The following is a 23,838-nucleotide window of genomic DNA, read 5'->3' on the forward strand; positions in this document are numbered from 1 at the left end:
GTCGTAGTTTTATACGTTGTTTTTTCGTAGTTGAACATTCCCTCTCTATTTCATTTACGATAAAAGAAAAATAAGGTAGATCATATACATGGCAATTGAAACAGAACGTGTAGGAACCAAGGGTGGCATGGAGCACTCTTTTGGTTTTACAAGAGTAGATGAAACACAAAAACAATCCATGGTGGATGGTGTGTTTCATTCTGTCGCTGAAAATTATGACAAGATGAATGATATCCTATCATTGGGACTACATCGTGTGTGGAAAAACTCCATGATTGCATGGCTTTCCACACCAGCACTTTCTCATTGGAAAGTTCTTGATGTCGCTGGCGGTACAGGTGATATTGCTTTTCGTATTCTTAATGCTTCACGCCAAAAAGCCCATGCTACAGTGCTTGATATTAATGGCTCAATGCTCAGCGTTGGTAAAAAACGCGCACAAAAAAATGGTCTTGCCCCTCTAATTGATTTTGTTGAAGCCAATGCAGAACATCTACCTTTTGAAGATCAAAGCTTTGACGCTTACACGATTGCTTTTGGAATTCGCAATGTTCCTCATATTGATCAAGCCCTTAGAGAAGCTTTTCGTGTCTTAAAGCCCGGTGGACGTTTCTTATGTTTAGAATTTTCAAATGTCGAGATGCCTCTGTTGGATAAAATTTATGATCTTTGGTCTTTCCATGCTATCCCTAAGCTGGGTCAATTTATCGCAAATGATGGCGATGCTTATCGTTATTTGGTTGAATCTATCCGCAAATTTCCTAAGCAAGATGATTTTGCCCATATGATCAAGCATGCGGGGTTTTCGCGGGTATCGTACCGCAATCTCACCGGTGCGATTGCAGCGCTGCATTCAGGTTGGAAAATTTAAAAATGGTGCAAATTTCCCCTTACTTTCAATTGATGCGTGCAGGATGGGTTTTAACACGTGAAGGTGTTTTAAGTGCTCTCCCTCATGATGATCTTCAAGGATTTCCAGCGCTATGTCATCGTATAGCGAGTGCATTAGCACGACGCAAAACAAAAAAGAAACAACGATCTGAAAATATTTCATATGCCATTAATAAGCTTGGACCCTCTTACATAAAACTTGGTCAATTTCTTGCCACAAGACCTGATATTGTTGGGCGTGATATTGCGGAAGATTTGTCACAGCTACAAGATCGCGTCCAAACATTTTCTTGCACTGCCGCTATTGCTCAAATTGAAAGTTCTCTTGGTCGCTCTATTGATGATTTATTCGTAAATTTTTATCCCCCCATTGCCGCCGCGTCTATTGCTCAAGTTCATCCAGCTGAATATAGTGATGAAACTGGCCATAAGAAAAAATGTGCTGTAAAAGTTATTCGTCCCAATATCAGAGCACGTTTTTCTAAAGATCTTAGAGGATTCTATCTCATTGCTCATTTACAAGAGCGCTATATCCCTGCCTCTCGAAGGCTTCGTCCTGTTTGTGTGGTGGATACTTTAGCACAAACAACACGACTTGAAATGGATTTACGCTTAGAAGCAGCAGCTATATCTGAAATGGCTGAAAATATTCAACATGATACAGGCTTTCGGGTTCCACGTATTGACTGGGAACGGACAGGACGTAATGTTCTTACAATGGAATGGATTGATGGTATAAGAATATCCGAAACTTCCAAACTCAAAGAAGCAGGTTTTGATTTGAAGGCGCTTGCTATTACGCTTATTCAATCTTTTCTTCGTCATACACTGCGTGATGGTTTTTTTCACGCCGATATGCATCCTGGTAATTTATTTGTAGATGAAAAAGGATGTATTGTTGCTGTTGATCTAGGCATTACAGGAAGGCTTGGCAAAAAAGAAAAGCATTTCCTTGCTGAAATTCTTTACGGCTTTATTACCCGCGATTACCATCGAGTTGCACGTGCCCATTTTGAGGCCGGCTATGTTCCTTCACACCATAATATCGAAAGCTTTGCGCAAGCCAACCGCGCTATTGGCGAACCAATTCACGGACAATCAGCACAAAGCATTTCCATGGCTAAATTGCTCACTTTATTATTTGAAGTCACTGAATTATTTGACATGCAAACGCGACCTGAACTTTTATTGCTGCAAAAAACAATGGTTGTCGTGGAAGGTGTTGCCCGTACATTAGACCCCACTTTTAATATGTGGAAAGCTTCTGAACCCGTTGTCAAAGAATGGATTAGTAAAAATTTAGGACCCGTAGGCGTTGCAAAAGACTTTAGTGAAGGAGCACAAGCTCTCCTTTCGCTGGCACGCAAAACACCACAATTGGTTCAAAATTTCCAACGAATAGAAGAAGATTTCAATCAAATGAGAAAAACAGGTTTTAATCTTTCTCCTGCTACCCTCAAACAACTTGCTGTGGAACAAAGTCACAGAAACCGTTATGGTCGTTATAGTCTTTTCATCATTGCACTTTGTTGCGCTTGTCTTACTTTTTACTTTTTTCATCTTTTCTAATCTCCTTAATATGCTAAAAATATCAACAATGAAATCATTGAAATCATTTTTATTTCTTGGAGGTATTTTATGGCCAGTATTACTATTCGTAACCTGTCTCTTGAAACCAAAGAAGCTTTGCGCATACGCGCCGCGCAAAATGGTATTTCTATGGAAGAAGAAGCCCGCCGCCTTTTAAGCAATCCCCCTACTCATACCACACTCCCCTCTCATGCCAGTGCTGTTGAAGTGCAATCATTGAAATCAAAATCTCTCCTTCTTATTATTGGTGGAAGTATTGCATCTTATAAAGCCCTTGATTTGATTCGCCGTTTACAAGAACGTGGAGCAGATTTAAAAGTTGTGATGACAAAAGCGGCGCAAAAATTTATTACGCCTTTAGCCGCTGAAGCTTTAAGCGGTGGTACTGTATATACTGATTTATTTTCACGCGAAGAAGAACATGATATCGGACATATCCGATTAGCACGTGATGCTGATCTGATTATTTTAGCTCCTGCTACAGCCAACCGCATTGCAAAAATAGCCAATGGCATAGGAGATGATCTGGCTGATTGTGTCCTTTTAGCAGCACGCTGTCCACTCTTGATTGCACCCGCCATGAATCCAGCCATGTGGGTGCATCCAGCAACTATTCGTAATGTTGCACAATTGCACGCAGATGGCGTTCATATCATCGGACCAGAAATCGGAAAGATGGCTGAACGTGACGAGATTGGATATGGACGTATGAGCGAACCTTTAACTATTGTCGCTGCTATAGAGAATCTTTTGAATGTGCATGAAAAACCTCTCTTTGGCCGCCATTTCATCGTTACCTCTGGCCCTACCCATGAACCAATTGATCCAGTACGTTATCTTGCTAATCGGTCCTCAGGTAAACAAGGTCATGCCATTGCAACCGCTCTTGCACATTTGGGTGCAAAAGTAACACTTATTTGTGGACCTGTTCATCTTGCAGACCCACAAGAAGTAAAAACAATTCATGTTGAAACAGCACAACAGATGTTAAAAGCCGTTCAAACCGCATTGCCTGCTGATGGTGCCATCTTTGTTGCCGCTGTTTGTGACTGGCGTAGTCAAACCCAATCTTTACACAAAATTAAAAAGGATGCTCATAAAACACCACCATCCCTTCAAATGGTTGAAAATCCTGACATTTTAGCAATGATTGGACACGCTCCAAAACGCCCCTCATTGGTCATTGGTTTTGCTGCTGAAACATGCGATATTATTGCTAATGCGCAAAAGAAATGCGTTGAAAAAGGAGCTGATTTCATTCTTGCTAATGATATTTCTCTTCAAGTAGATGGTACAAGTGTCATGGGTTCTGATACAAATCAAGTTTATCTCGTAAGTAGAAAAAAAGTTGAACAATGGCCTCATATGAGTAAACAACACGTAGCGCAAAAATTAGCAAACGTGATTGTATCATTTTTTGCCCCCCAAACATCTACTCCTCATGAGGAAAATATACCCCTTTGCAAATAAGAACTCTTCAAACGCGTTGATATTAAAACACCTTATAAAATAGAAATGATAATAGGTGTCTATCCATCTCAATTAGTATATAATATTTTTGATTTATAATGATAACCTAGCATTGTTCATATTAAATTAGAATCCCAGATATCGTAAGATTCTCTCATTTCCAATTTCTCTCATGTTGAATCAATAAAAATCATTTTCTTACACGTTGTAAACAAGGATAACTGTATGAATACAAAACGTTTAAGAAAGGACTAAAAACGCTTATAATGGACCGTCTCAAGAACAAAGAGCTTGTCTCGGACAACACTAAGGATGATGGCGCCAACGTACTCTTTTTATTAAGCGTATAGTGATGCCCTATAAGTTTTATATTATTCACGAGAGCTTTACCCATAGACCATTCACAAGCGCTGTTGCGAAATGGGTATGACAAGCGTTGAAAAATGTTTTTTTTTAAATCCCATCTCACCCTAACCTTCATAAAAGTAGGATCTATTGTACTACTGTCTCCCCAGCTTATAAAAAACAAGCTATCATTCACTTTGCCTACCATCAATTTTGAGAAAGCTCTTGCACTGGATAAAATTTATAAAAAGCATTTTCTCTCTTCAATGTTTTTATCCCCATATTGGTCCTATTTATGATATACGAATAAATGATTTTGATTGTTTCATGATGAGAACAGCTCATGAGAAAATATGGCAACTTTATTTGAAGCTCTTATTCACTATGAAAATGATGTATAAATTAATATATTATAATATCTCAATGCAATTTTAAGCATACCTCACACTGACGCTCATAAAGAGTGTAGACAAAATTCATTGTACCACTGTCTATAAGTTTATGAAACTGACGCTTTTATTATTTTCCTCAGTGATCGGTTTTTAAGATTAAATGTCTGTCTCCTCTCTCCAGCATACCAAGACCACAAAGACTAGAATTTTATCCATGATATCCTCACATTGTGACGATTCATGAGAAGCATTTTTATTCTTTTATCGAAAGCTTTGTACCCATACATTGGTCTCGCCTATAATGTGCACGTAAATAATTTTTTGATGTTGAATAGAGACTTTGAAATTAAAGAATATTTCTATATTTTGGATTCTTATTCAAGTTGAAAATGATCAATTCTCTTCATAAATTAATGGTGTTATTATCTAAAAATTATTTGATACAGTGCACCACTTGTATGAAAAGTGCTTCAATGAATTCTTACTTCATTGCACTTATGGCTTTTAAAATTCAAAATCTCATCATTTTTAAGCATCAGTGACATCTCCCTTTCTTTGCTTCTTCTCAAAAAACTGCTCTTCCATGGGATCGGACGGTCAATCGCCTAAGCTTATTTTTTCCACTTCTATCATATTAATCATTCTGTTGCCCAAAATTAGAATATCTACGGAGCTACTACGTTACCCCTATTCCATTGAACTCAATATTTTTTGAAAGCGAGAGGCAAAAGCATGCTGCCAAATAGTAGAAAAGTACAGAATTTTAGGAATTGTGTAAAACAATTAAGCACTTAAATAAACTAAGTTAGATAAATCTACTGAATAAATAGAAGTAAATAACTTTCCTCTCCAAAGTTCTTATTCCTTAATTTTTTATATATATCATATAAACGCAATAATCTACACTATGTACAAAAATAATAAAAACTTCTTCTACAACAGCTGCTTTTTAAATTCTTCTTTGTTTTAAAAATCAAAATTTCTATTTATTCAAACTTTATTTTAAATAAAGGAGCCTTATCCGTTTTTTATAATGTTTTTGAAAAAAATCTTGTAATTCAAAGAAAGAAAAAATTACACTGTACATACTTTAAATATATTTCTTGTTTTTTTTGCTTCTTTCCTTAGTTTATTAATCTATGATTTTTACTGCTGCTTATCGTGCTTTACAACGTCTTCTGACCTCGCAATATCGTATTATGATACTGAAAGCATTGGGGGTTACTTTTTTCATTCTCACCATTTTATGGTTATGTGTGCACCAATTTTTTGTGTCTTACTTTTGGCCCTGGATTGCTCAATTTCTTCCTGGACTCCCTAGTTGGGCGGGATGGATTGGTTTTAGCATGCTTATCATTTTTAATCTTGGTTTGGCTCTTTTGTTAGCTTTTTTGATTGCACCAATCACCGCTATGATTGGTGGTTTTTTCATTGATTCTGCTGCTGAAATCATTGAAAAAGAGGATTACCCAAATGAGCCTATTGGACAAGCTTTGCCGTTTCAGCGTTCTCTTATCATTTCCTTTAAATTTGTTATTTTAAGCCTTCTTGGTAATGGAATTGCTTTTATTTTATTCTTCATACCAGGTATTAATTTAATTGCTTTTTATCTTATTAATGGTTATTTGCTCGGTCATGAATATTTCTTGTTTGCTGCTTATCGTTTTCGAACAGAGCAAGATGCACGTACTTTTTTACATACTCATTACACAACGGTTTTTGGTGCAGGATTATTGATAGCGCTTTTTGTTTCGATTCCAATTCTTAATTTAGCAACACCGCTTTTTGCAGCCGCCTTTATGACATATTTACACAAAATCCTTTCCCAAAAGACCATGGCACGCATTACACAAAAATAGTTTCCTTGACTTTAAGGTTAATAAAACTTGCCAGCCAAAGAAAGCATAATATAAAATTTTATGTTTTCTCTTTTATTAAAGCAATATATTGATTTATAATGATAATTTATTGTTCCACAATATGAGTGAAAAACCTAAATATCATGAGGGTTTCTCATTTTAATCCTATTCATATTGGATCAATTGAAATCGTTTGTTTATGTATCATAAATGAAGGTGGTATGCGGATAAAAGTACTTTCAAAAAGGCGTGAAATATCTTTATATGAATCCTCTCAATGCAAACATTATCGTCGCATTGAAAACTGAAAAAGAGTATGATGGTGCCGCTTTGTACCTTATATTTCAGTAAAAATGGAGAGCATAATGTATTTTATACCCTTCATAGAGAAATGATTATTATACTCTTCATGGGTACCGTCATAAGAGAGTTTTGGGAATATTGAGACTGTTAAATCTAGCAACGCGTGAATACATAACAAGAAAAATATTTTGTTTTTGACGTTCTATTTTATGTGAAAAGCGTGCACTTTGAAAGACCATTCTGAAAAAATATTGCTCTGGTGTTGGCGTTTCGCTAACATAACATTATCATAGTCATTATCTTTAATGAATGAGTGTGGCTTATATTATAAGGTTTCTTGATTTAAAAATTGTTGATATTAATGATTAACTGGATGTTCATTTTCATTAAAAGAAAATAAGGCGTTTGTTAATGAGCGCAAGGAGTGAGTTTTAATACAAAAATCAAAGAATAAAAACATGTCAGTTCTTAAAACTTCTGAGAAGTTTGTTATAGGAAATACTCTTCATGCATATGATTGTTGTAAAATTGGAAAAATTAAAAAACAGTAGAGTGAGAGCTATACGTATACTGATAAAAGTATTAAATAGACTCGTTTGGTCAGCCGGCAAAGCAAATGTGACTGCTTAAATTCTATATTCTTTCAAATCATGCAAAAGGTGTATAATATTTTAAAGGAAGGTTATAAAGATGAACTGGATTACAAATTATGTTCGCCCTAAAATTAATTCTATATTGGGACGCCGTGAAATTCCAGAAAATCTATGGATTAAAGATCCTACCAGTGGTGAAATGATCTTCCATAAAGATTTGGAAGCCAATCAATTTGTGGCTCCTAATTCTGGCTATCATATGCGTATCAGTGCCAAAAATCGTCTCATGCATTTTTTTGATGATGGTATTTATACAGCTCTTGAAAATCCAAAAGTTGTGACAGACCCTTTAAAGTTTCGCGACGAAAAACGCTATATTGATCGGTTAAAAGAGTACCGTTCTAAACTCGGTGTTGAGGACAACATTTTGAGTGCACGCGGTACGATTGAGGGTTTGCCAATTATTGCAACCGTTCAAGATTTCGCCTTTATGGGGGGATCACTCGGTATGGCCTCAGGAGAAGCTATTATCAAAGCTTTTGATACTGCCATTGCCGAAAGATGCCCTTTGGTTCTTTTTACTGCTTCTGGTGGTGCACGCATGCAAGAAGGAACACTCTCATTGATGCAAATGCCCCGTACAACAGTAGCGATTGAAATGTTGAAAGAAGCAAAACTTCCCTATATTGTTGTGCTGACTAATCCAACCACCGGTGGTGTTACTGCTTCTTACGCCATGCTTGGTGATATTCACATTGCCGAACCTGGCGCTATGATTGGTTTTGCTGGTCCACGTGTGATTCAACAAACGATACGTGAAACCCTACCAGAAGGGTTTCAAAGTAGTGAATATCTGCTTGAACATGGTATGATTGATATGGTTGTATCGCGTTTAGAAATGAAAACAACAATTGCGCGTATTTTACGCTTGATGATGAAACGCCCTGCTGTTTTTAACCCTTCCGATCCATCCCCAACAGACTCTCAAACATCGCTTTCTAGGACAAAAGCAGCTTAAGTTTATGCAACAGAGTCAAATACAAAGGGTGGTGGATGATTTACTAAAAAATTATCCGAAAAAATTTGATCTTTCTTTAGAGCGTATTGTTCACCTTTTAGAGCGTCTTGGTAATCCACATTTAAAACTTCCACCTGTTATTCACATCGCTGGAACAAATGGCAAAGGATCTGCCTCCGCAATTTGTCGTGCTCTTTTGGAAAGTGAAGGATACTGCGTTCATGTTTATAGCTCACCTCATCTCGTCAACTGGAATGAACGCTGCCGGTTAGGTCAAAAAGGAGGTGGTCAACTTGTTACAGAAAACCAATTGGCTGAGACAATCCGTGAAATTATAAAAGTAAATCGTCAAGAGCCGATTACTATTTTTGAAATTTTTACAGCCGCTGCCTTTATGCTGTTTAGTATACATCCAGCTGATGTTGTTATTTTAGAAGTTGGATTGGGAGGACGTTTTGATGCTACCAATGTCGTTAACAAAACAGCTGTATCGCTTATTATGCCCATTGATTATGATCATGAGAATTTTCTTGGAAACACAATTGCTCAAATCGCTTTTCAAAAAGGGGGGATTATAAAACCAAACGTTCCAGTGGTCATCGGAAAGCAGAATTATGAAGAAACTCTTGCTACTTTAATACCCCTTGCCGATAAAAATAAAGCATCTTATGCTCTCTTTGATCAAGATTATCAAAGCTATAAAGAACATGGACGTATGGTTTTTCAAAACCATCAAGGTCTCATGGACCTTCCTCTTCCTAACCTTATTGGAGACCACCAAATTGCTAATGCTGGTGCATCTCTTGAAGCAGTTTATCAAGCGGGTTTTCAACTTTCAGAACAAACCATAAATGACGCTTTGAAGAATATTTATTGGCCCGCACGAATGCAGCGTCTTACCCAAGGGCTTTTGGTTGATCAACTATCTCCTGATATTGATTTATGGTTAGATGGTGGTCACAATCCTGCTGCAGGAAAAGTTATTGCGGCAGAACTTACACAATGGAGAAAAAAAACAGATCGTCCCATTATTATGATTGCTGGCATGCTTAATACCAAAGATGCTGTCGGTTATTTTCGTCCTTTAGCAAACCTTGTCGATAAAGTATATACGATACCGCTTATTAACAATGACGCCAGTCTCTCTCCAATAAACTTAGCTGAATCAGCCCAAAAAGCAGGAATCTTTGCTACTCCACAAGCACATCTACAAGATGCTTTGCATAAAATTAAAATGGAATATAAAGAGGCTATTGTCCTTATTAGTGGTTCTCTTTATCTTGCGGGTGATATTTTGCGTGACAATAAAACACCACCGTGCTAGATAATTAGCTATTTTTAAAGCTTTGAAAGATAGACCTTTTAATCATGCAACTTGATTGTGCACTTTATCAACATCCTAAACTCATTACTGTTTTTGGCGGATCCGGTTTTGTAGGACGGCATGTCGTTGAAACTTTGACTAAGCGGGGATATCGCGTTCGCATCGCTGTTCGTTGTCCACAAAAAGCTTATTACATGCTACAAATAGGAGAAGTAGGACAAACCCAAATGCTTAAAACAGATATCAAGCATCGTGCCTCTGTTGCACGCGCATTGCTTGGAGCTGATGCAGCAGTGTTTTTACCCGGTAGCTTAAAACAAGCAAATCAATCGAATTTTAAAAGCACACAAATTGATGGTGCTTACAATGTTGCTGAATTAACAGTAGAAGCTGGTATTCCTCTCATCTATATGTCGACTCTTGTGGCTAGCGAAAACACTGCATGTCTTTATGCACGTGTTAAGTTTATGGGTGAACAAATCATTCATAACAAGAATCCTCAGGCAATTATTATACGTCCATCCATTATCTTTGGACCAGAAGATTGTTTCTTTAATACCTTAGCAGATTTGTCACGTTTTTTACCAATTATGCCTCTTTTTGGAGGTGGGAAAAGCAAATTGCAACCCGTATATGTTGGTGACGTTGCTGAGTTTATCGCACGTGCTTTAGATGGACAGGTAGCTTGGGGAAAAAAATATGATCTTGGTGGTCCCCAGATTATCACCCTCCAAAATGCTCTTGAAAATATACTTAAAATCATTCGTCGTAAAAAAACAATCCTATCTATGCCTCTTTCTGTCGGTCTATTGATTGGAGGAGTTTTAGGAACGATTGGTAAGTTGCCTCTTGTGCCAACGCTCGTAACAGCCAATCAAATACGCTTTTTGCAAATGGATAACATTGTTTCTAAAGAAGCTATAGAGAATGGATATACTCTAGAAGGAGTAGGAATTACTCCTAGAGCAATGACTGCATTCTTGCCAAGTTATCTCTGGCGATTTCGTCCACATGGTCAATTTTCCCAAAACCTACTCGTCTAGAATAAATTCTTCTAAAACTGAGTTAATTATTTGATTTATAATTCATAGCGCGTTGTTAGCGGTTTTAAAATCAGAGTGTTCAATAGAGTGATGTTTTTGCATTTTTAATGCTCCATTTAGTATCACAAAACATGTTTCCTCGCACATCTATAGTATTTTGATAAAAACTGTTGGAAACAGGAGAAAAGCACTTCTTATAAACTGTCTTTATCCAAGAGCAGGTGCAACATTGGAATCCTAAAGAACCGATCCTGAACTGCCTATCCATAAACATGATAATCTATAGCTTTGCATTTATATTATTTTGCCAAAAAGCTTAATAATGAGATTAAAGTAATTCTTCCTTTTTCAAAAACTGCATAAGTGAGTAGAATACGAGTATACTACTTTCGATATTATCCCATAAAAATCGATATAAAAACTGTAAAGCAATGCACCATTTTTATTATTTAAAAGGTATTCCCTCTGGAAACTTTTAAAAGCTTTAAAGTTACGTGAAAAGGATAGAATTTTGTTTATATAATAAAACTTATCATGAAGATCTCCTACTCTGTCAGTAACATCACTACTCAGATCCATAAATGCATATTTGTTGCACAAATTTATGGAGATTTTAAAAGAGCTTTTTCACATAAAGAAGTCCTCTTCTTGTCTTGCATTTTTTTTTAATTTCTCCTACCGTCTTGGAAAAAATTATTTTAAAGGAATGAAGAATGGCAGCTCAAGATTTTGTTGTCAAAGATATTGCACTTGCCGCTTATGGTCGTAAAGAACTTGATATTGCTGAAACTGAAATGCCTGGTTTGATGGCTTGTCGTAAGGAGTTTTCTTCCAGCCAATCTTTGCGCGGAGCGCGTATTTCTGGCTCATTGCATATGACAATTCAAACAGCTGTTTTAATTGAAACATTAAAAGCAATTGGCGCCGATATACGGTGGAGCTCTAGCAATATTTTTTCTACGCAAGACCATGCAGCAGCAGCTATCGCCGCAACTGGCATTCCTGTATTTGCCGTTAAGGGTGAAACATTGGAAGAATATTGGACTTATATAGATGCAATCTTCCAATGGCCAGATGGTAATCCTTCCAATCTTATTTTAGATGATGGAGCTGACGCCACAAACTATATTTTAATGGGAAGTCGTGCAGAACAAAATAAAGATATTTTATCGCATCCCAAAACAGAAGAAGAAGAAATTTTTTTCAAACAAATACAAAAGCGTATGGATGCAACGCCAGGTTTTTTTACACAACAGCGCGCAGCAATTAAAGGTGTAAGCGAAGAAACCACAACAGGTGTAAACCGTCTTTATCAGTTACAAAAAGAAGGACTTCTACCTTTTCCTGCTATTAATGTTAATGATAGCGTCACTAAATCAAAGTTTGATAATAAATATGGATGTAAAGAATCATTGGTCGATGGTATTCGACGTGGAACAGATGTGATGATCGCTGGTAAAACTGCCATTGTCTGTGGTTATGGTGATGTAGGAAAAGGTTCAGCAGCATCTCTTTCTGGTGCTGGGGCTCGTGTTAAAGTAACAGAAATTGATCCTATCTGCGCTCTTCAAGCCGCTATGGATGGCTATGAAGTTGTTAATTTGGATGATGCTGCTTCCAGTGCTGATATTATCATCACGACAACAGGCAATAAAGATGTTGTTCGTTTAGATCATATGCGACAAGTAAAGGATATGTGTATTCTTGGAAATATTGGTCATTTTGATAACGAAATCCAAGTCGCTGCCCTTAGAAATTTGCCATGGACGAATATTAAACCACAAGTTGATATGATCACCTTTCCCGATGGAAAACGCATCATTTTGCTCTCTGAAGGACGATTGTTAAACCTCGGCAATGCGACGGGGCATCCTTCTTTTGTCATGTCAGCTTCGTTTACCAATCAAGTTTTAGCGCAAATTGAACTTTTTACCCGTACAGAACACTATACAAATGAAGTCACTGTTTTGCCTAAACATCTTGATGAAAAGGTTGCACGTCTACATCTGGATCGGTTAGGAATAAAATTAAGTGTTTTATCAGAAGAACAAGCCGCTTATATTGGAGTCTCACCACAAGGACCTTATAAACCAAACCATTACCGTTACTAATACGTTTCCTTGGGTTAAAAAAGGGAAAGATGTCGTGCTCAGCTTTGGTGACTATAACCCCAAAGAAAAAACTCAAAAAGAGATCCGAATCTATACGTATATATTTTGCCTTTTTTTCTTTTTTTCTCCAACATGCGCTTTTTCTCAGTCATTGGAAGGTTATTTACCATTTTTCTTCACTTTGCCGAATGGTCCATGGCTGCTTTTAGCGCTGTGTGGAGGAATTTCTTGTGCTTCACTTCTCTCATGTATAGCTGTTACCGTGCGTGCAAAAAAAACTGCACAGAAGCCTTTGAAGATAATTCAGGCAAATTTTTCTGAAAAACTTAAATATTATGAATGGCTTCTGGAAGAAACCGAGCAATTCCTTCTTATTTGGGAAAATCCAACAACCTTACCCCATGTTGTTGGTGCTCTTTCCACATTGCAAAAAATAGGAATCGATCAGAAAGATTTTCAGCGTTTTGAGCTCTGGGTTGAAGAAAATTCTCTGCGAGAACTTGATTATGCATTGACTCAACTCCGTTGTAAATGTCACCCTTTTGATCTTTCTATCACCACCACAAACAATGTACTGCTACAAGTTACAGGAGTCATCGCAGGAACAGTCGCCATTGCTCGTTTTCAAGATATCTCAAAACAACAGAGTGAAAATGCTCGTTTACAGAAAGATATCGCCCGCCTTCTTACTGAACTGAGAATGCAGCGTAATCTTCTTGATCTTATTCAAGAGCCCGTATGGATAAAAGATTGTGAAGGAAAAGTTTGTTTTATCAATCGCGCCTTTAGAGAAATGACAGACTTTCGTGAAGACAGTGATGACGTGGGGGATCTTTTCAATGAAAATACACAACGCAAAACAGATGAAACAGAAACAATTTTTCAAGAACATGTTCATACGGTTATTGGTGGAGAACGGCACCGTTTTCATCTCACACGTATTACAACAGCTGAAGGGATGGCAGCTTTTGCACGTGATGACAGCGCCTATGAAAATCTTGCTCATGAATTAAGATATGTTCTTCAAAGTCATTGTGAAACACTTGACCAAATTTCAACAGCTGTAGCCATTTTTGATACAAACCAAAAATTAAAATTCTGTAATCACGCTTTCAAAATTTTATGGCCGTTGGAGAGTTCTTTTTTAGAAAGTGAACCAAGCCATACATTGTTTCTTGAACGTTTACGTGAAAAGGGGCTCATTGCTGAACACCCTGATTGGCGCGCATGGAAAGAAGAACTTTTAAAAGCCTATTGGCAAACAGAATCGAACCAACAAATTTGGAATCTTCCAGATGGGCGTACGGTGCGTGTTGTCTCGAACCCTCATCCACAAGGAGGTGTCACTTGGCTTTACGAAAACCTTACCGAAAAAATTGATCTTGAGCGCCGTTATAATACACTTATTAAAATACAAGGTGAAACACTTGATAAACTTTCTGAAGGTGTGGTCGTTTTTGGTACTGATGGACGCCTTCGCTTATCGAATCCTGCCTTGTCGAAATTGTGGTCTCTTCCTTATAATTTACTGGTAGAAGGAACCCATATTACACAGTTACAAAGCCATTGTTCAGCCTTAACCTTGGGGCAAGAATGGGATCAATTTACCAAGTTCATTACCGGTTTTGCTGAAAAACGTGAAACATTTTCAGGTCGTATAGATCTTAAAAATGATATGATTATTGACTATACTCTGGTCCCTCTTCCTAATGGACAAACGATGCTTACTTTTGTGAATGTTACGGACACTGTCCATGTTGCGCGTGCTCTTCAAGAAAAAAATGAAGCATTAGAAAGTGCTGATCGTTTGCGTAATAAATTTGTCCAACATGTTTCTTATGAATTACGCACACCTCTCACCAATATTATTGGATTTTCCGATATTTTACGTGATCAAATTTTCGGTTCTATCAATGAACGTCAACAAGAATATCTTGAACACATTCATTCAGAATCAGGAACTCTTTTAAATATTGTTAACGATATTCTTGATCTTGCTACCCTTGATGCAGGCATTATGGAGTTGGACATAAAATCGGTTAACATTGCCGATGCTATGATACAAGCAGTAGCACGTGTAGAAGATCGCCTTAATGGACGTCATATTACGCTTTTACAACAAATTTCTCCTTCCTTAAATTCTATTTCTGCTGATGAAAAGCGCTTGCATCAAATTTTTGTGAATGTCCTGAGTAATGCTATTAATTTTGCAACGGAGGCGAGTACTATTGAATTTTGCGTTGATGAACAAGATGATAACATTGTCTTTAGCGTTCACAATCAGGGCTCTGACATCCCAGAAGATGTCCTTGATCGTATTTTTAAACGTTTTTCTTCCCATTCACACCATGGTGGGCGTGCGGGAGCGGGTCTTGGCCTTTCCCTTGTAAAAAGTTTCGTTGAACTACACGGTGGACATGTTGAAATTCTTACCGGTTCTGGAAAAGGAACAACAGTTAAATGTTTTTTCCCACTCTCCAAAGGAGATACGATTTTTTAATTTTAACCTTTATGATAACAAAAATTTTTCATCCATTTCATGGAACTTTTAATGAATTTTAGTTTTTTTCTTGAAAATGAAGAGGCAACAAAGCTTTTTTCACAAAATTTAGCTCTTTCTTTGAAGCCAGGAGATCTTGTAACGCTGCAAGGAGATCTTGGAACTGGAAAGTCAACCATTGCACGTACAATCATTCAAACACTTGCGAACGATAACACTATGGATGTTCCAAGCCCTACTTTTACTCTTGTGCAAAGCTATCAACTTCCAAAGTTTGAAATTATTCATGCTGATCTTTATCGCCTTTCTATGGCAGAAGAAATTGATGAATTAGGGCTTCATGAAGCTCGTGAGAAAAATATTTTACTTGTTGAATGGCCAGAAAGAAATACAGCTCTTTTAGAGCTTGCCACTTTTGCACTCACCTTACATTATAAAGAACATGGGCGTCATGTAACAGTTAAATCAGCGCAACATTCCATTGAATGTTTGCAACAGTCTTTCGCAATTCGTACATTTTAAAAAAAACATGGACATCATCATTTTTAATTTGATAATACCTCAGTACTACCTATGAAATTTGAGATGATGGACAACATAAAGAAGGCTTCAATGGAGGCACCAACCATGGAAGATGAAGTGAAATGCTGACTCTTTCATATAACAATGACATAAATTGCAAAGAACAGTCGTTAATTTATAGGAATTCATCAATTTATTTTAGAGAATCTGATACCTACAATTTTGATTTTAGAGAATAGTATAAGAGAATTTTAAATTGAAGTGGTAACCCTTTAGAAGAGCATTATATAACCTGTAGTGAATTGCTTGTTTCTTTCTGCTTAAAAATTGTGAGCTTCAAAAAAGTAATTTGCAAAGTTTTTTCTTAAAATCTCCTTTTATGTGTTGAAAGCACTATCTATCTCAATAGTCTTATCTAAGAAGAAAATATCATTCACTTAAATATTCGTTGGCACGCATATAAACAAGGAATTGCCTACATTGTTCATACAGGACAATTTTTTGATAAAAAATGATCTATTGAATTACGTATAACAGTGTGGATTCTTAAAATCATTTAAATTTTTGATTTAATTGAATTGCTATTACAATGTATTACAGAAAAGGAATGTAAAAAAAATCAAAAGGAGAGACTAAAATTTCTCTCCTTTATCGTTACTGTGTATGGCATTAACTAAGGCCATTTTTTATCCACTCAGAAAGACGTCCTTTAGAGGTAGCGCCAACCATATTCGATGAAATATTTCCATTTTTAAACATTAGTAATGTAGGGATAGAACGTACTCCGTATTGGGTAGCCAGTTCCGGATTTTCATCAATATTTACCTTAGCAATTTTAACTTGATTTTGCATTTCTATTGAAATTTCATCCAAAATTGGAGCAATCACTTTGCAAGGGCCACACCATTCTGCCCAAAAATCAACCACAACAGGGGTGGAAGAGGTTAGAACTTCACTTTCGAAATTGTCCTTATCAACTTTTATACACGTCATTGATTTATCCTTTATATTCACTTTTTATAGATTGGTATAATAACAATTCATATCAAGTTATTGCAAAGATAAATTATTAAAGGACTTTTTTACATCAGAGATTGTGCGTTGTGTTTGTTTGAGCGATTTTATGAAAGTAAATAAAGTGTAAAAATGCTTTGCAAGGAAAAGACTAACTTATAAGGCAACTTCACTAAGAAATGCCTCAAGTTTTTCTGGAGAAAGTTTGAAAATTTTGGCTTCTTTACTATAGATAAGCAGAGCTTGTATATCTTTATCGGGATGAATAGCTTGCAATAATTTTCGATAAAGAGCCATTTGCAACCAATGATGGGAAGCAATAGCGGCTTCATTTTCTGGTGGGGTTCCCGTTTTAAAATCGGCAAAGATAATGCTGTTTTGCGTGATGTAGAGACGGTCAATTTGACCAGAGATTACTTGTTCTTTTCCACGAATTTTTACAATGCCCATTAAGGAAACCTCAGCACGTGAATGCTCAGAAAAAAGGGGTTTGAGATAAACATGATCTAATATTTTCCAAATATGGCAAAGAGCATCTTCTCTTTGGCTCTCATGCCAATGAGAGGCTTTGATATTGAGATAGTTTTGAGCATAATCTCGACGTTTTTGTGGGGGACAATCGGGTAAATATTGTAACAATCGGTGAATGAGATTACCGTATTCAATGAAAAAAGCTCTGTTTGTGTTCGTTTCTCCTAAAACAGGTGAAATAGTAAATTGTTTTGGACTTGAGGAAGGTTCTGTATCAGCTTCAATAGAAAGGCTCGCTACTGAGGGTTTTAACGGTTTTGGGAGAATTGGTTCTGCTGGTACTTTATGAGAGAAAAAAGCAGGCAAAGGCGGTAAAGTTTGGCACTCAGAACGAGAGGCTTCCTGATTTATTGAGGCAGAAGAAGAATCTGTGATACAATAACGCCAAGCTGCAATATCTTCTGCAGGACCCTTAATGGGAACTGCATGCGGTTTGAGAGCTTTCTTTACCAATTGTAGCCACGTATGAGGATTATTGCGTTCACCGCTATACCCGCAAACAAACAATCGATCTTCAGCACGCGTCATTCCTACATAGAGAAGGCGCCTATACTCCTCTTCAGCACGCTCTTTTAAACGCAAAATTGCTTGTTTAGAGGGCATTGTATCGAATTCTGCATTAGGGCACCAGATAAAAGCTTGTTGATCACTCAAATGTGCATTGTTCAAGGGAACTTCAAGCAAGTGAGGTGAATGCTGAGGATGCCAGATTGCACTACCAGGATCAACCAGAAATACAACGGAAGCTTCCAGTCCTTTTGCAGCATGAACAGTCATGATGCGAATTTCTTCATGATTTTGGTCAAACTCACGTTTAATTTCTGGTTCACTGACACTTAATGTTTCCAAAAAAGCTTGTAATCCTGGTAACCCCGTTTTTTGAATCGCGAGTGTGTAGTCCATAAAAGCATCAAGCACATCATTGGCTTCCGAGCCTAAGCGCGCTAAAATTTTTTGTCTTCCCTTATCATTATTCAGAATATGGCTATAGAATTCGAAGACTGGTATTTTATCCACTAAAGTACGATATTGACTCAAGCTTTCAAAAGCATCTTTAAAAGGAATATGCGACGATGCCTGTTCACAAAGGCTTTTCCAAAGAGAGCCTGTACGGTGAGCGGCAAGTTGATAAAGTTCCTCTTCGCTAAGCGCAAAGAGTGGACTTTTTAAAACACAAGCAAGAGACAAATCGTCTTGTGGTTGCAAAACAAAACGTCCGAGTGCCATTAAATCACGCACGCTCATATGTTTTATAAGCTGTAAACGGTCTGCACCAGCGACAGGTATATTGCGTTGTTTAAGGGCACGAGAAAGCGCTAGGGCAAATTGATCACGCTTACGAACCAAAACCATAATATCACTAGCACGCAATAACCGCCCTTTTGCTGGAAGCATTTCTCCTTTTTGTAACCAGCCTGCAATACTTTCAGCAACTTTTTCTGCCAAACGTACTGCTGGTGTATCTAAATGATCAACAGTTACATGCCAATCATCAGGAAATTCGTCTTTTTCTTTAGAAATAGCATCCCATAAAATAACTTCACCTGGACTGTGAGTACGGATAGCTTCGTGTATGGTTTTTGTATTTTCTGCCGAAAGCCCTTTATAATTTTCTGGTGTTTCAAAAACAAGATCAACGCTTTTAAGAACATCTGCTGTAGAGCGAAAAGAGTAATGCAGTTGTATTTTTTCGAATTTCTGCTTTGCTTGTTGTGCTTTTTTTTGAATAATTTTCCCATTTGCAGCAAAATTTTCTGGTGCAGCGCCCTGAAAGGAATAAATAGACTGTTTTTCATCTCCAACAGCAAAAAGAGTACGTATATTGTCACGTTGACTATGACCTGTAAAAAATTCTTGCGCTAAAAATTGAATAATTTTCCATTGATCAGGGTTCGTATCTTGTGCTTCATCAAGCAAAATATGATCAAGACCCTTATCAAGTTTATAGTGCACCCATTGGCTTGCACCTTCACGTTGCAATAAATGGAGTGTGCGCTCAATGAGATCATCAAAGTTTAAAAAACCATTGGTTTTTTTTAAATTTGCATAAATTTTGAGATAAAGGGCACAAAGCTGAAAAGCCGCCATATTGAGGGTCGCAACTTTTGCGCATTGATATTTCTCTAAAAGAATAGAAAGCTCGCTTTGTTTATCTTCAAGCATTTGTTGAATAAAAGGCCAAATTTCGTCTGATTTTTTACGAGATAAATTTGAGAAATTCCGTGGCTCACCTTTTGTTGTAAAATAAATATCAGAAATACTATTGAGAATATTTGTCTCATCACGTACCTCTTCTAATTGGGAAAGTTTTGCCACCATATCCTTGAAGCTTTGACTTCCATTGGTTTCACAATGGTTAAGAGCATAAAGAGGAAGACGAGCAGTCTGTTGAATTTTTTCTAGTAATTGCTGATTTGTATCATCAGGTGCTAAATCAAACAGCGACCGCAATTTTTCTTCTCCATTTTCAGACAGAAGAGAAGACAAAAAATCAGACAGTTTATGTTGCTTTTCAGCTGCTTCATACAGCAATTGGTTAAAAGTATGTTCACTGATAACCTTAAGCAGCTGTTTTAGAGCGGGTTGTACATCATGATGCTTCAAAAGTTGGCAGCGAGCTTCTTGTAGTAATTTCTTGCGGTTGACATCATCTATGAGTTCGAAATGTCCAGCAATATTGGCTTCTAGCATAAATTGATGCAAGAGAGATTCGCAAAATGCGTGAATAGTCTGTATTTTCAAACCACCAGGTGTTTCTAAAGCACGAGCAAAGAGTTGGCGCGCATAGGTTATTTTTGTTGCACTGATAGGTTTGTTTTCAAACTTCGATAAGATTTCTTTAAGCTGCGCATCATCGAGTTCATTCCAGCTGGAGAGTGTGCGAAAAATTCGTGATTGCATAACAGCGGCGGCGGCTCTCGTGTAAGTAAGGCATAAAATACGTGCTGGAGGCGTACCGTTTAAAAGCAAACGGATAACACGTTCGGTTAGAACATGGGTTTTTCCAGATCCTGCATTTGCAGAAACCCACACGTTTTTTTGGGGATGTGTTGCTGTTGCTTGTGCATCAAGAGCGGCTTCAGGAATAGAAAAAAACGTCATGATTACTCTTCTTTATGAAAACCACTTGACCATTCCCATAAGCGTGCCAGATGATCATAGTCACTTTCATATTGTTTTAACATAGGGACTGCGTGTGAAAGATAGCCTTGTTGTGGATTTTGATAATAAGTTATGAGTGCGATAAGATTTTCCCATGCATTGTCAGCAAGATCAACAGCACTTAGATGAGTTTTTCCGTCTTTTTTCTTTAAAAGAATTGATTGGGGTTTAATTTCACCTTTTTTGTTAAGAGGAATGTAAAATAAATTTGAGGGGGTAAAATCTTGAAAATCTGAGAAGCCCCCTTGTATGAGTAAAGCTGTTTCTAAAGCCAATTGCGGAAATAATAATTCACGAACTTTTTTTGATGAAGGAGGGGTTCCGGTTTTGAAATCTAGAATTTCAACCGTTTTATCTGGCAAAACATCAAGACGATCAGCACGTCCTGAAAGGGTTACCCCTGTTGTTCCTATAGGGATTTTTTGTGATACCACTTCCGAATATCGCTCTCGCAGTCCTAAACTTTGTTCCCATTGAATAAAGCGTGGAGCAAGATTTTCAAAACTATCCCACCAAATTACTTCAATATCCGGTGGAAAATTGAATTTATCAAACTCTTTACGTCCAATAGCAAGCAACACATCTAATGCATTTGCAGCATTTAGATTTTTTATTTGTGTGCAAAAATCTGCAAGAATAGCGTGATAAAGTGTTCCACGTTCAGGAGCGCTAGAATTATGAATAAGGGCTTTAAGTGGTTTGAGCCTTAAGATTTTTTTAGCATAAATGGCATAAGGGTCATACCGTAATATTTCTATTTCAGTAACTGAAAAATGACGTGGACGCATATCAAGAGGTGGTACAGGGCAGGGACGCTTCATCTCAGAAATCATGTTTGTATGATCAAGCATCTTTGCCCAATGAAGGAGTATTTCACCTCGTGCACGGATTTGTTTCCAAACTTGTTGTCCTACGACGGTTTCTAAGCGTTGTAGCCAACGTGAAGGAATGGAAGGCGTATGATTAACGCGCAATGCGCGACTCATCACCACTTTATCCATTCCCATCGCCCATTGAAAATCATGCGCGGAAAGACCAATATGCTGCTCTGGTGGCTCCAGAGTTAACATCATTTTCATCGGTCGCGATAAAAAAGCATCATTTCGGGTTGATATCGGCCATGACCCTTCATTAAGACCGCCGATGACCACTGTATCAACCGTTTGCAAACGCGATTCCAAAGTACCCCAGATGAATAAACGTGGATGTCCTCCAGGAGAAGGTGTAACGGAACGCATTGCGATCAATGCAGAAAACATAGCAGGCCATTCGCAAAGATGAAATGTTAATCCTGATTGATCACTGACCAATTCACGTAAGAACTTTGATAAGGCTTGTCCTGCTTCGTGTTGATAAAGATGTGCAAGAGAGTTATCCTCATCGCGACCAAAATTTTCAAAAACCTCAACAGTTGCTATCGCAGCTTCGTTGATGGTGCACTCTTTCTCTTGTTTCATAAGAGATGTTAAAGGTTCAACAGCTGTCCTCAAAAGATGACAAAGGAAACGTGCTTCTTCACATTTCTGCTGATCAAGAGCGTTGATTTCAGAACTATTATGAAAAGATGTTTCAATCCATTTTTCAAGAAATTGATCACATTCGCAAAGATTGATGCGCCCTGTATTCCCTCGAAGAACAAAAAGTTCAAAATTTTCTGCCATTTCCCGTAAACGATGACGGTTTTGTTGGAGTGTTGTAAGGGGATGTTTAAGAAGAGAAAGAAAAGCAATGGGATCATCAGGTTGCAATACATTTTCTAAGATAAGCCGCAAAAGCGTTACAGGCAATGTTTGGGCAAGTGGTATTCCCCCTGAATCATTTGCTTCAATTCCAAATCGTTGTAATTCCGCAGTAACACGGCGTGCTAAATTACGGTCATTTGTAATAAGAGCTGCGGTTTTTTGGGGTTCTTCAATAGCTTTGCGTAAAGCAACAGCAATAGCGAGAGCTTCTTCACGTTCATTGATAGCTTCAATAAATGACCAGTCTGCACAAAGAGCCTCATAATCATCACGGACAATTTGTATCCATTTATCTGTCGTAGAAGCAGGTCGCAATGCTTCCGATAAAAGAGCCATTCGTCTTTTCTTTGTGCTACTTTGTTGGCCAATTTCGCAAACATGGCGACGTTGACACCCCATGAGAGAAAGAAGTTTTTTTAAATGATATTGAGGATGGCTAAAAATATTTTCTGCAGGATCAAAAAAATCGCAAGCTGTTTTTTCTTTATTGCTTGTGCTTAATGCATTCCATTGTTCTTCATCCATATAAAAATCAAGGCCAGGAAGAACAACAGCCCCTTTGGGCAGAGAAGCTATAACCTTTAAAAGATGAGAAACTGCGGGCATAGAACCTGACACACCAGCTGCAATGATCGGTTTATCAGGCTTCGTACGTCGTAAATTCTCTGCATGCATTGTGAGTGCTTGATTACGCCATTCAGCGGGATTACTTCGTTGTCTTTCTGTCAAGATTTGTGGCCAATTTTGCGTAACAATAGTCAGAAAATCGAGCGTTATCTGCCACCATTCAGCGACCATGTCAGGGGCAATATCTTTAAGTTTCGACCAATCTGCTCCTTCTGTTTCAATTTCGTCCATCAAGTGTGCTAAATCTTGAGCAAGCCAAATTGCATCAGCACTATGAGCTGGAATAAGCACATCTTCTGTACCAAACATGGCACGCAGATGCGCAGGTAAATTTTCACGCCATGGACGAATAAGGCGCGCTAAAAGCAGTAGGCGTTCACTTTCTCCAATAGGCGGATTTAAAGCGCTAGTATGATTTTCAACAAAAAGGAAACTGTCTTCATCGACATCTCCTAGAGCACGAATAGTTGGTAAAAAGGTTGATTGTGTATTACTTCTTTCAACAAAAGCTAAACGCAAAGCGCGCGCAGCACGACGTGTCGGAACATAAATAAGGCTATCAGCAAGAGCAGTTTGAATGTCTCCATTGGGAGCAAAATTATCAATAAGGGTACCAGAGAGCAGTGCATCAACAAAGTGAGGCAAAAAAGCCGTTCCAGAAGATATAGAAAAGACACGTGGCTTATAAGTCATATGATCTCATATTGGGAATAACAAATTTCATCTTATTGATTATTTGCTTTATTTTGACTGTATACAATTTTCATACAAGAAAAAACTGAAAAGCTCTATTTATACAGG

13 protein-coding genes are annotated in these 23,838 nt (G+C 37.6%); 10 read left to right on the forward strand and 3 right to left on the reverse strand.

The genetic code is table 11. The annotated features are described in order from the left end of the window. Positions 1 to 88: 88 nt before the first annotated feature. The 10 genes from ubiE (at position 89) to tsaE (ending at position 15,961) form a co-directional block, all read left to right on the forward strand. A complete protein-coding gene (gene ubiE / locus ACFIN0_RS00585; RefSeq protein ID WP_375701691.1) occupies positions 89 to 871 on the forward strand; it encodes a bifunctional demethylmenaquinone methyltransferase/2-methoxy-6-polyprenyl-1,4-benzoquinol methylase UbiE in 783 nt (260 codons plus the stop codon). A 2-nt stretch (positions 872 to 873) separates the two neighbouring features. Next, a complete protein-coding gene (gene ubiB / locus ACFIN0_RS00590) occupies positions 874 to 2,460 on the forward strand; it encodes a 2-polyprenylphenol 6-hydroxylase (protein ID WP_375608982.1) in 1,587 nt (528 codons plus the stop codon). Between the two features lie 69 nt (positions 2,461 to 2,529). Further along, entirely contained in the window at positions 2,530 to 3,951 is a 1,422-nt protein-coding gene (gene coaBC / locus ACFIN0_RS00595; protein ID WP_375701692.1) for a bifunctional phosphopantothenoylcysteine decarboxylase/phosphopantothenate--cysteine ligase CoaBC, read from the forward strand. Positions 3,952 to 5,827: 1,876 nt separating this feature from the next. After that, positions 5,828 to 6,547: a sulfate transporter family protein gene (locus ACFIN0_RS00600; RefSeq protein WP_375701693.1), complete on the forward strand. Its 720-nt coding sequence runs from the start codon at positions 5,828 to 5,830 to the stop codon at positions 6,545 to 6,547. A 993-nt stretch (positions 6,548 to 7,540) separates the two neighbouring features. Beyond that, positions 7,541 to 8,461: an acetyl-CoA carboxylase, carboxyltransferase subunit beta gene (gene accD, locus ACFIN0_RS00605; RefSeq protein WP_375606123.1), complete on the forward strand. Its 921-nt coding sequence runs from the start codon at positions 7,541 to 7,543 to the stop codon at positions 8,459 to 8,461. A gap of 4 nt (positions 8,462 to 8,465) precedes the next feature. Continuing rightward, positions 8,466 to 9,785: a bifunctional folylpolyglutamate synthase/dihydrofolate synthase gene (locus ACFIN0_RS00610; RefSeq protein WP_375606122.1), complete on the forward strand. Its 1,320-nt coding sequence runs from the start codon at positions 8,466 to 8,468 to the stop codon at positions 9,783 to 9,785. 44 nt (positions 9,786 to 9,829) lie between these two features. Continuing rightward, positions 9,830 to 10,828: a complex I NDUFA9 subunit family protein gene (locus ACFIN0_RS00615; RefSeq protein ID WP_375607924.1), complete on the forward strand. Its 999-nt coding sequence runs from the start codon at positions 9,830 to 9,832 to the stop codon at positions 10,826 to 10,828. 713 nt (positions 10,829 to 11,541) lie between these two features. Continuing rightward, complete coding sequence (ahcY, locus tag ACFIN0_RS00620; RefSeq protein ID WP_375701694.1) at positions 11,542 to 12,939, forward strand: adenosylhomocysteinase; 1,398 nt, start codon at positions 11,542 to 11,544, stop codon at positions 12,937 to 12,939. Positions 12,940 to 12,973: 34 nt separating this feature from the next. Continuing rightward, positions 12,974 to 15,439: an ATP-binding protein gene (locus ACFIN0_RS00625; RefSeq protein WP_375701695.1), complete on the forward strand. Its 2,466-nt coding sequence runs from the start codon at positions 12,974 to 12,976 to the stop codon at positions 15,437 to 15,439. Positions 15,440 to 15,490: 51 nt separating this feature from the next. Then, positions 15,491 to 15,961: a tRNA (adenosine(37)-N6)-threonylcarbamoyltransferase complex ATPase subunit type 1 TsaE gene (gene tsaE, locus ACFIN0_RS00630; protein ID WP_375607922.1), complete on the forward strand. Its 471-nt coding sequence runs from the start codon at positions 15,491 to 15,493 to the stop codon at positions 15,959 to 15,961. A 669-nt stretch (positions 15,962 to 16,630) separates the two neighbouring features. On the opposite strand, the gene trxA is transcribed toward tsaE, so the two are convergent. The 3 genes from trxA to addB all read right to left on the reverse strand — a co-directional run bounded on the left by trxA (position 16,631) and on the right by addB (position 23,730). Then, entirely contained in the window at positions 16,631 to 16,954 is a 324-nt protein-coding gene (trxA, locus tag ACFIN0_RS00635) for a thioredoxin (RefSeq protein WP_375606117.1), read from the reverse strand. Between the two features lie 177 nt (positions 16,955 to 17,131). After that, positions 17,132 to 20,608, reverse strand: coding sequence for a double-strand break repair helicase AddA (gene addA / locus ACFIN0_RS00640; RefSeq protein ID WP_375609996.1), 3,477 nt, complete (start codon positions 20,606 to 20,608; stop codon positions 17,132 to 17,134). Between the two features lie 2 nt (positions 20,609 to 20,610). After that, positions 20,611 to 23,730 carry a double-strand break repair protein AddB gene (gene addB, locus ACFIN0_RS00645; protein ID WP_375701696.1) on the reverse strand — a complete coding sequence of 1,040 codons (3,120 nt, stop codon included), beginning with the start codon at positions 23,728 to 23,730 and terminating at the stop codon, positions 20,611 to 20,613. Between the last annotated feature and the right edge of the window lie 108 nt (positions 23,731 to 23,838).

The organism is Bartonella sp. AA89HNZF, assembly GCF_042196905.1.
In the GTDB taxonomy this organism is placed as follows: domain Bacteria; phylum Pseudomonadota; class Alphaproteobacteria; order Rhizobiales; family Rhizobiaceae; genus Bartonella.

Coding starts and splice junctions, on each gene's coding strand:
- ubiE (WP_375701691.1), top strand. CDS start 89: ATGGCAATTGAAACAGAACGTGTAGGAACCAAGGGTGGCATGGAGCAC.
- ubiB (WP_375608982.1), top strand. CDS start 874: ATGGTGCAAATTTCCCCTTACTTTCAATTGATGCGTGCAGGATGGGTT.
- coaBC (WP_375701692.1), top strand. CDS start 2,530: ATGGCCAGTATTACTATTCGTAACCTGTCTCTTGAAACCAAAGAAGCT.
- ACFIN0_RS00600 (WP_375701693.1), top strand. CDS start 5,828: ATGATTTTTACTGCTGCTTATCGTGCTTTACAACGTCTTCTGACCTCG.
- accD (WP_375606123.1), top strand. CDS start 7,541: ATGAACTGGATTACAAATTATGTTCGCCCTAAAATTAATTCTATATTG.
- ACFIN0_RS00610 (WP_375606122.1), top strand. CDS start 8,466: ATGCAACAGAGTCAAATACAAAGGGTGGTGGATGATTTACTAAAAAAT.
- ACFIN0_RS00615 (WP_375607924.1), top strand. CDS start 9,830: ATGCAACTTGATTGTGCACTTTATCAACATCCTAAACTCATTACTGTT.
- ahcY (WP_375701694.1), top strand. CDS start 11,542: ATGGCAGCTCAAGATTTTGTTGTCAAAGATATTGCACTTGCCGCTTAT.
- tsaE (WP_375607922.1), top strand. CDS start 15,491: ATGAATTTTAGTTTTTTTCTTGAAAATGAAGAGGCAACAAAGCTTTTT.
- trxA (WP_375606117.1), bottom strand. CDS start 16,954: ATGACGTGTATAAAAGTTGATAAGGACAATTTCGAAAGTGAAGTTCTA.
- addA (WP_375609996.1), bottom strand. CDS start 20,608: ATGACGTTTTTTTCTATTCCTGAAGCCGCTCTTGATGCACAAGCAACA.
- addB (WP_375701696.1), bottom strand. CDS start 23,730: ATGACTTATAAGCCACGTGTCTTTTCTATATCTTCTGGAACGGCTTTT.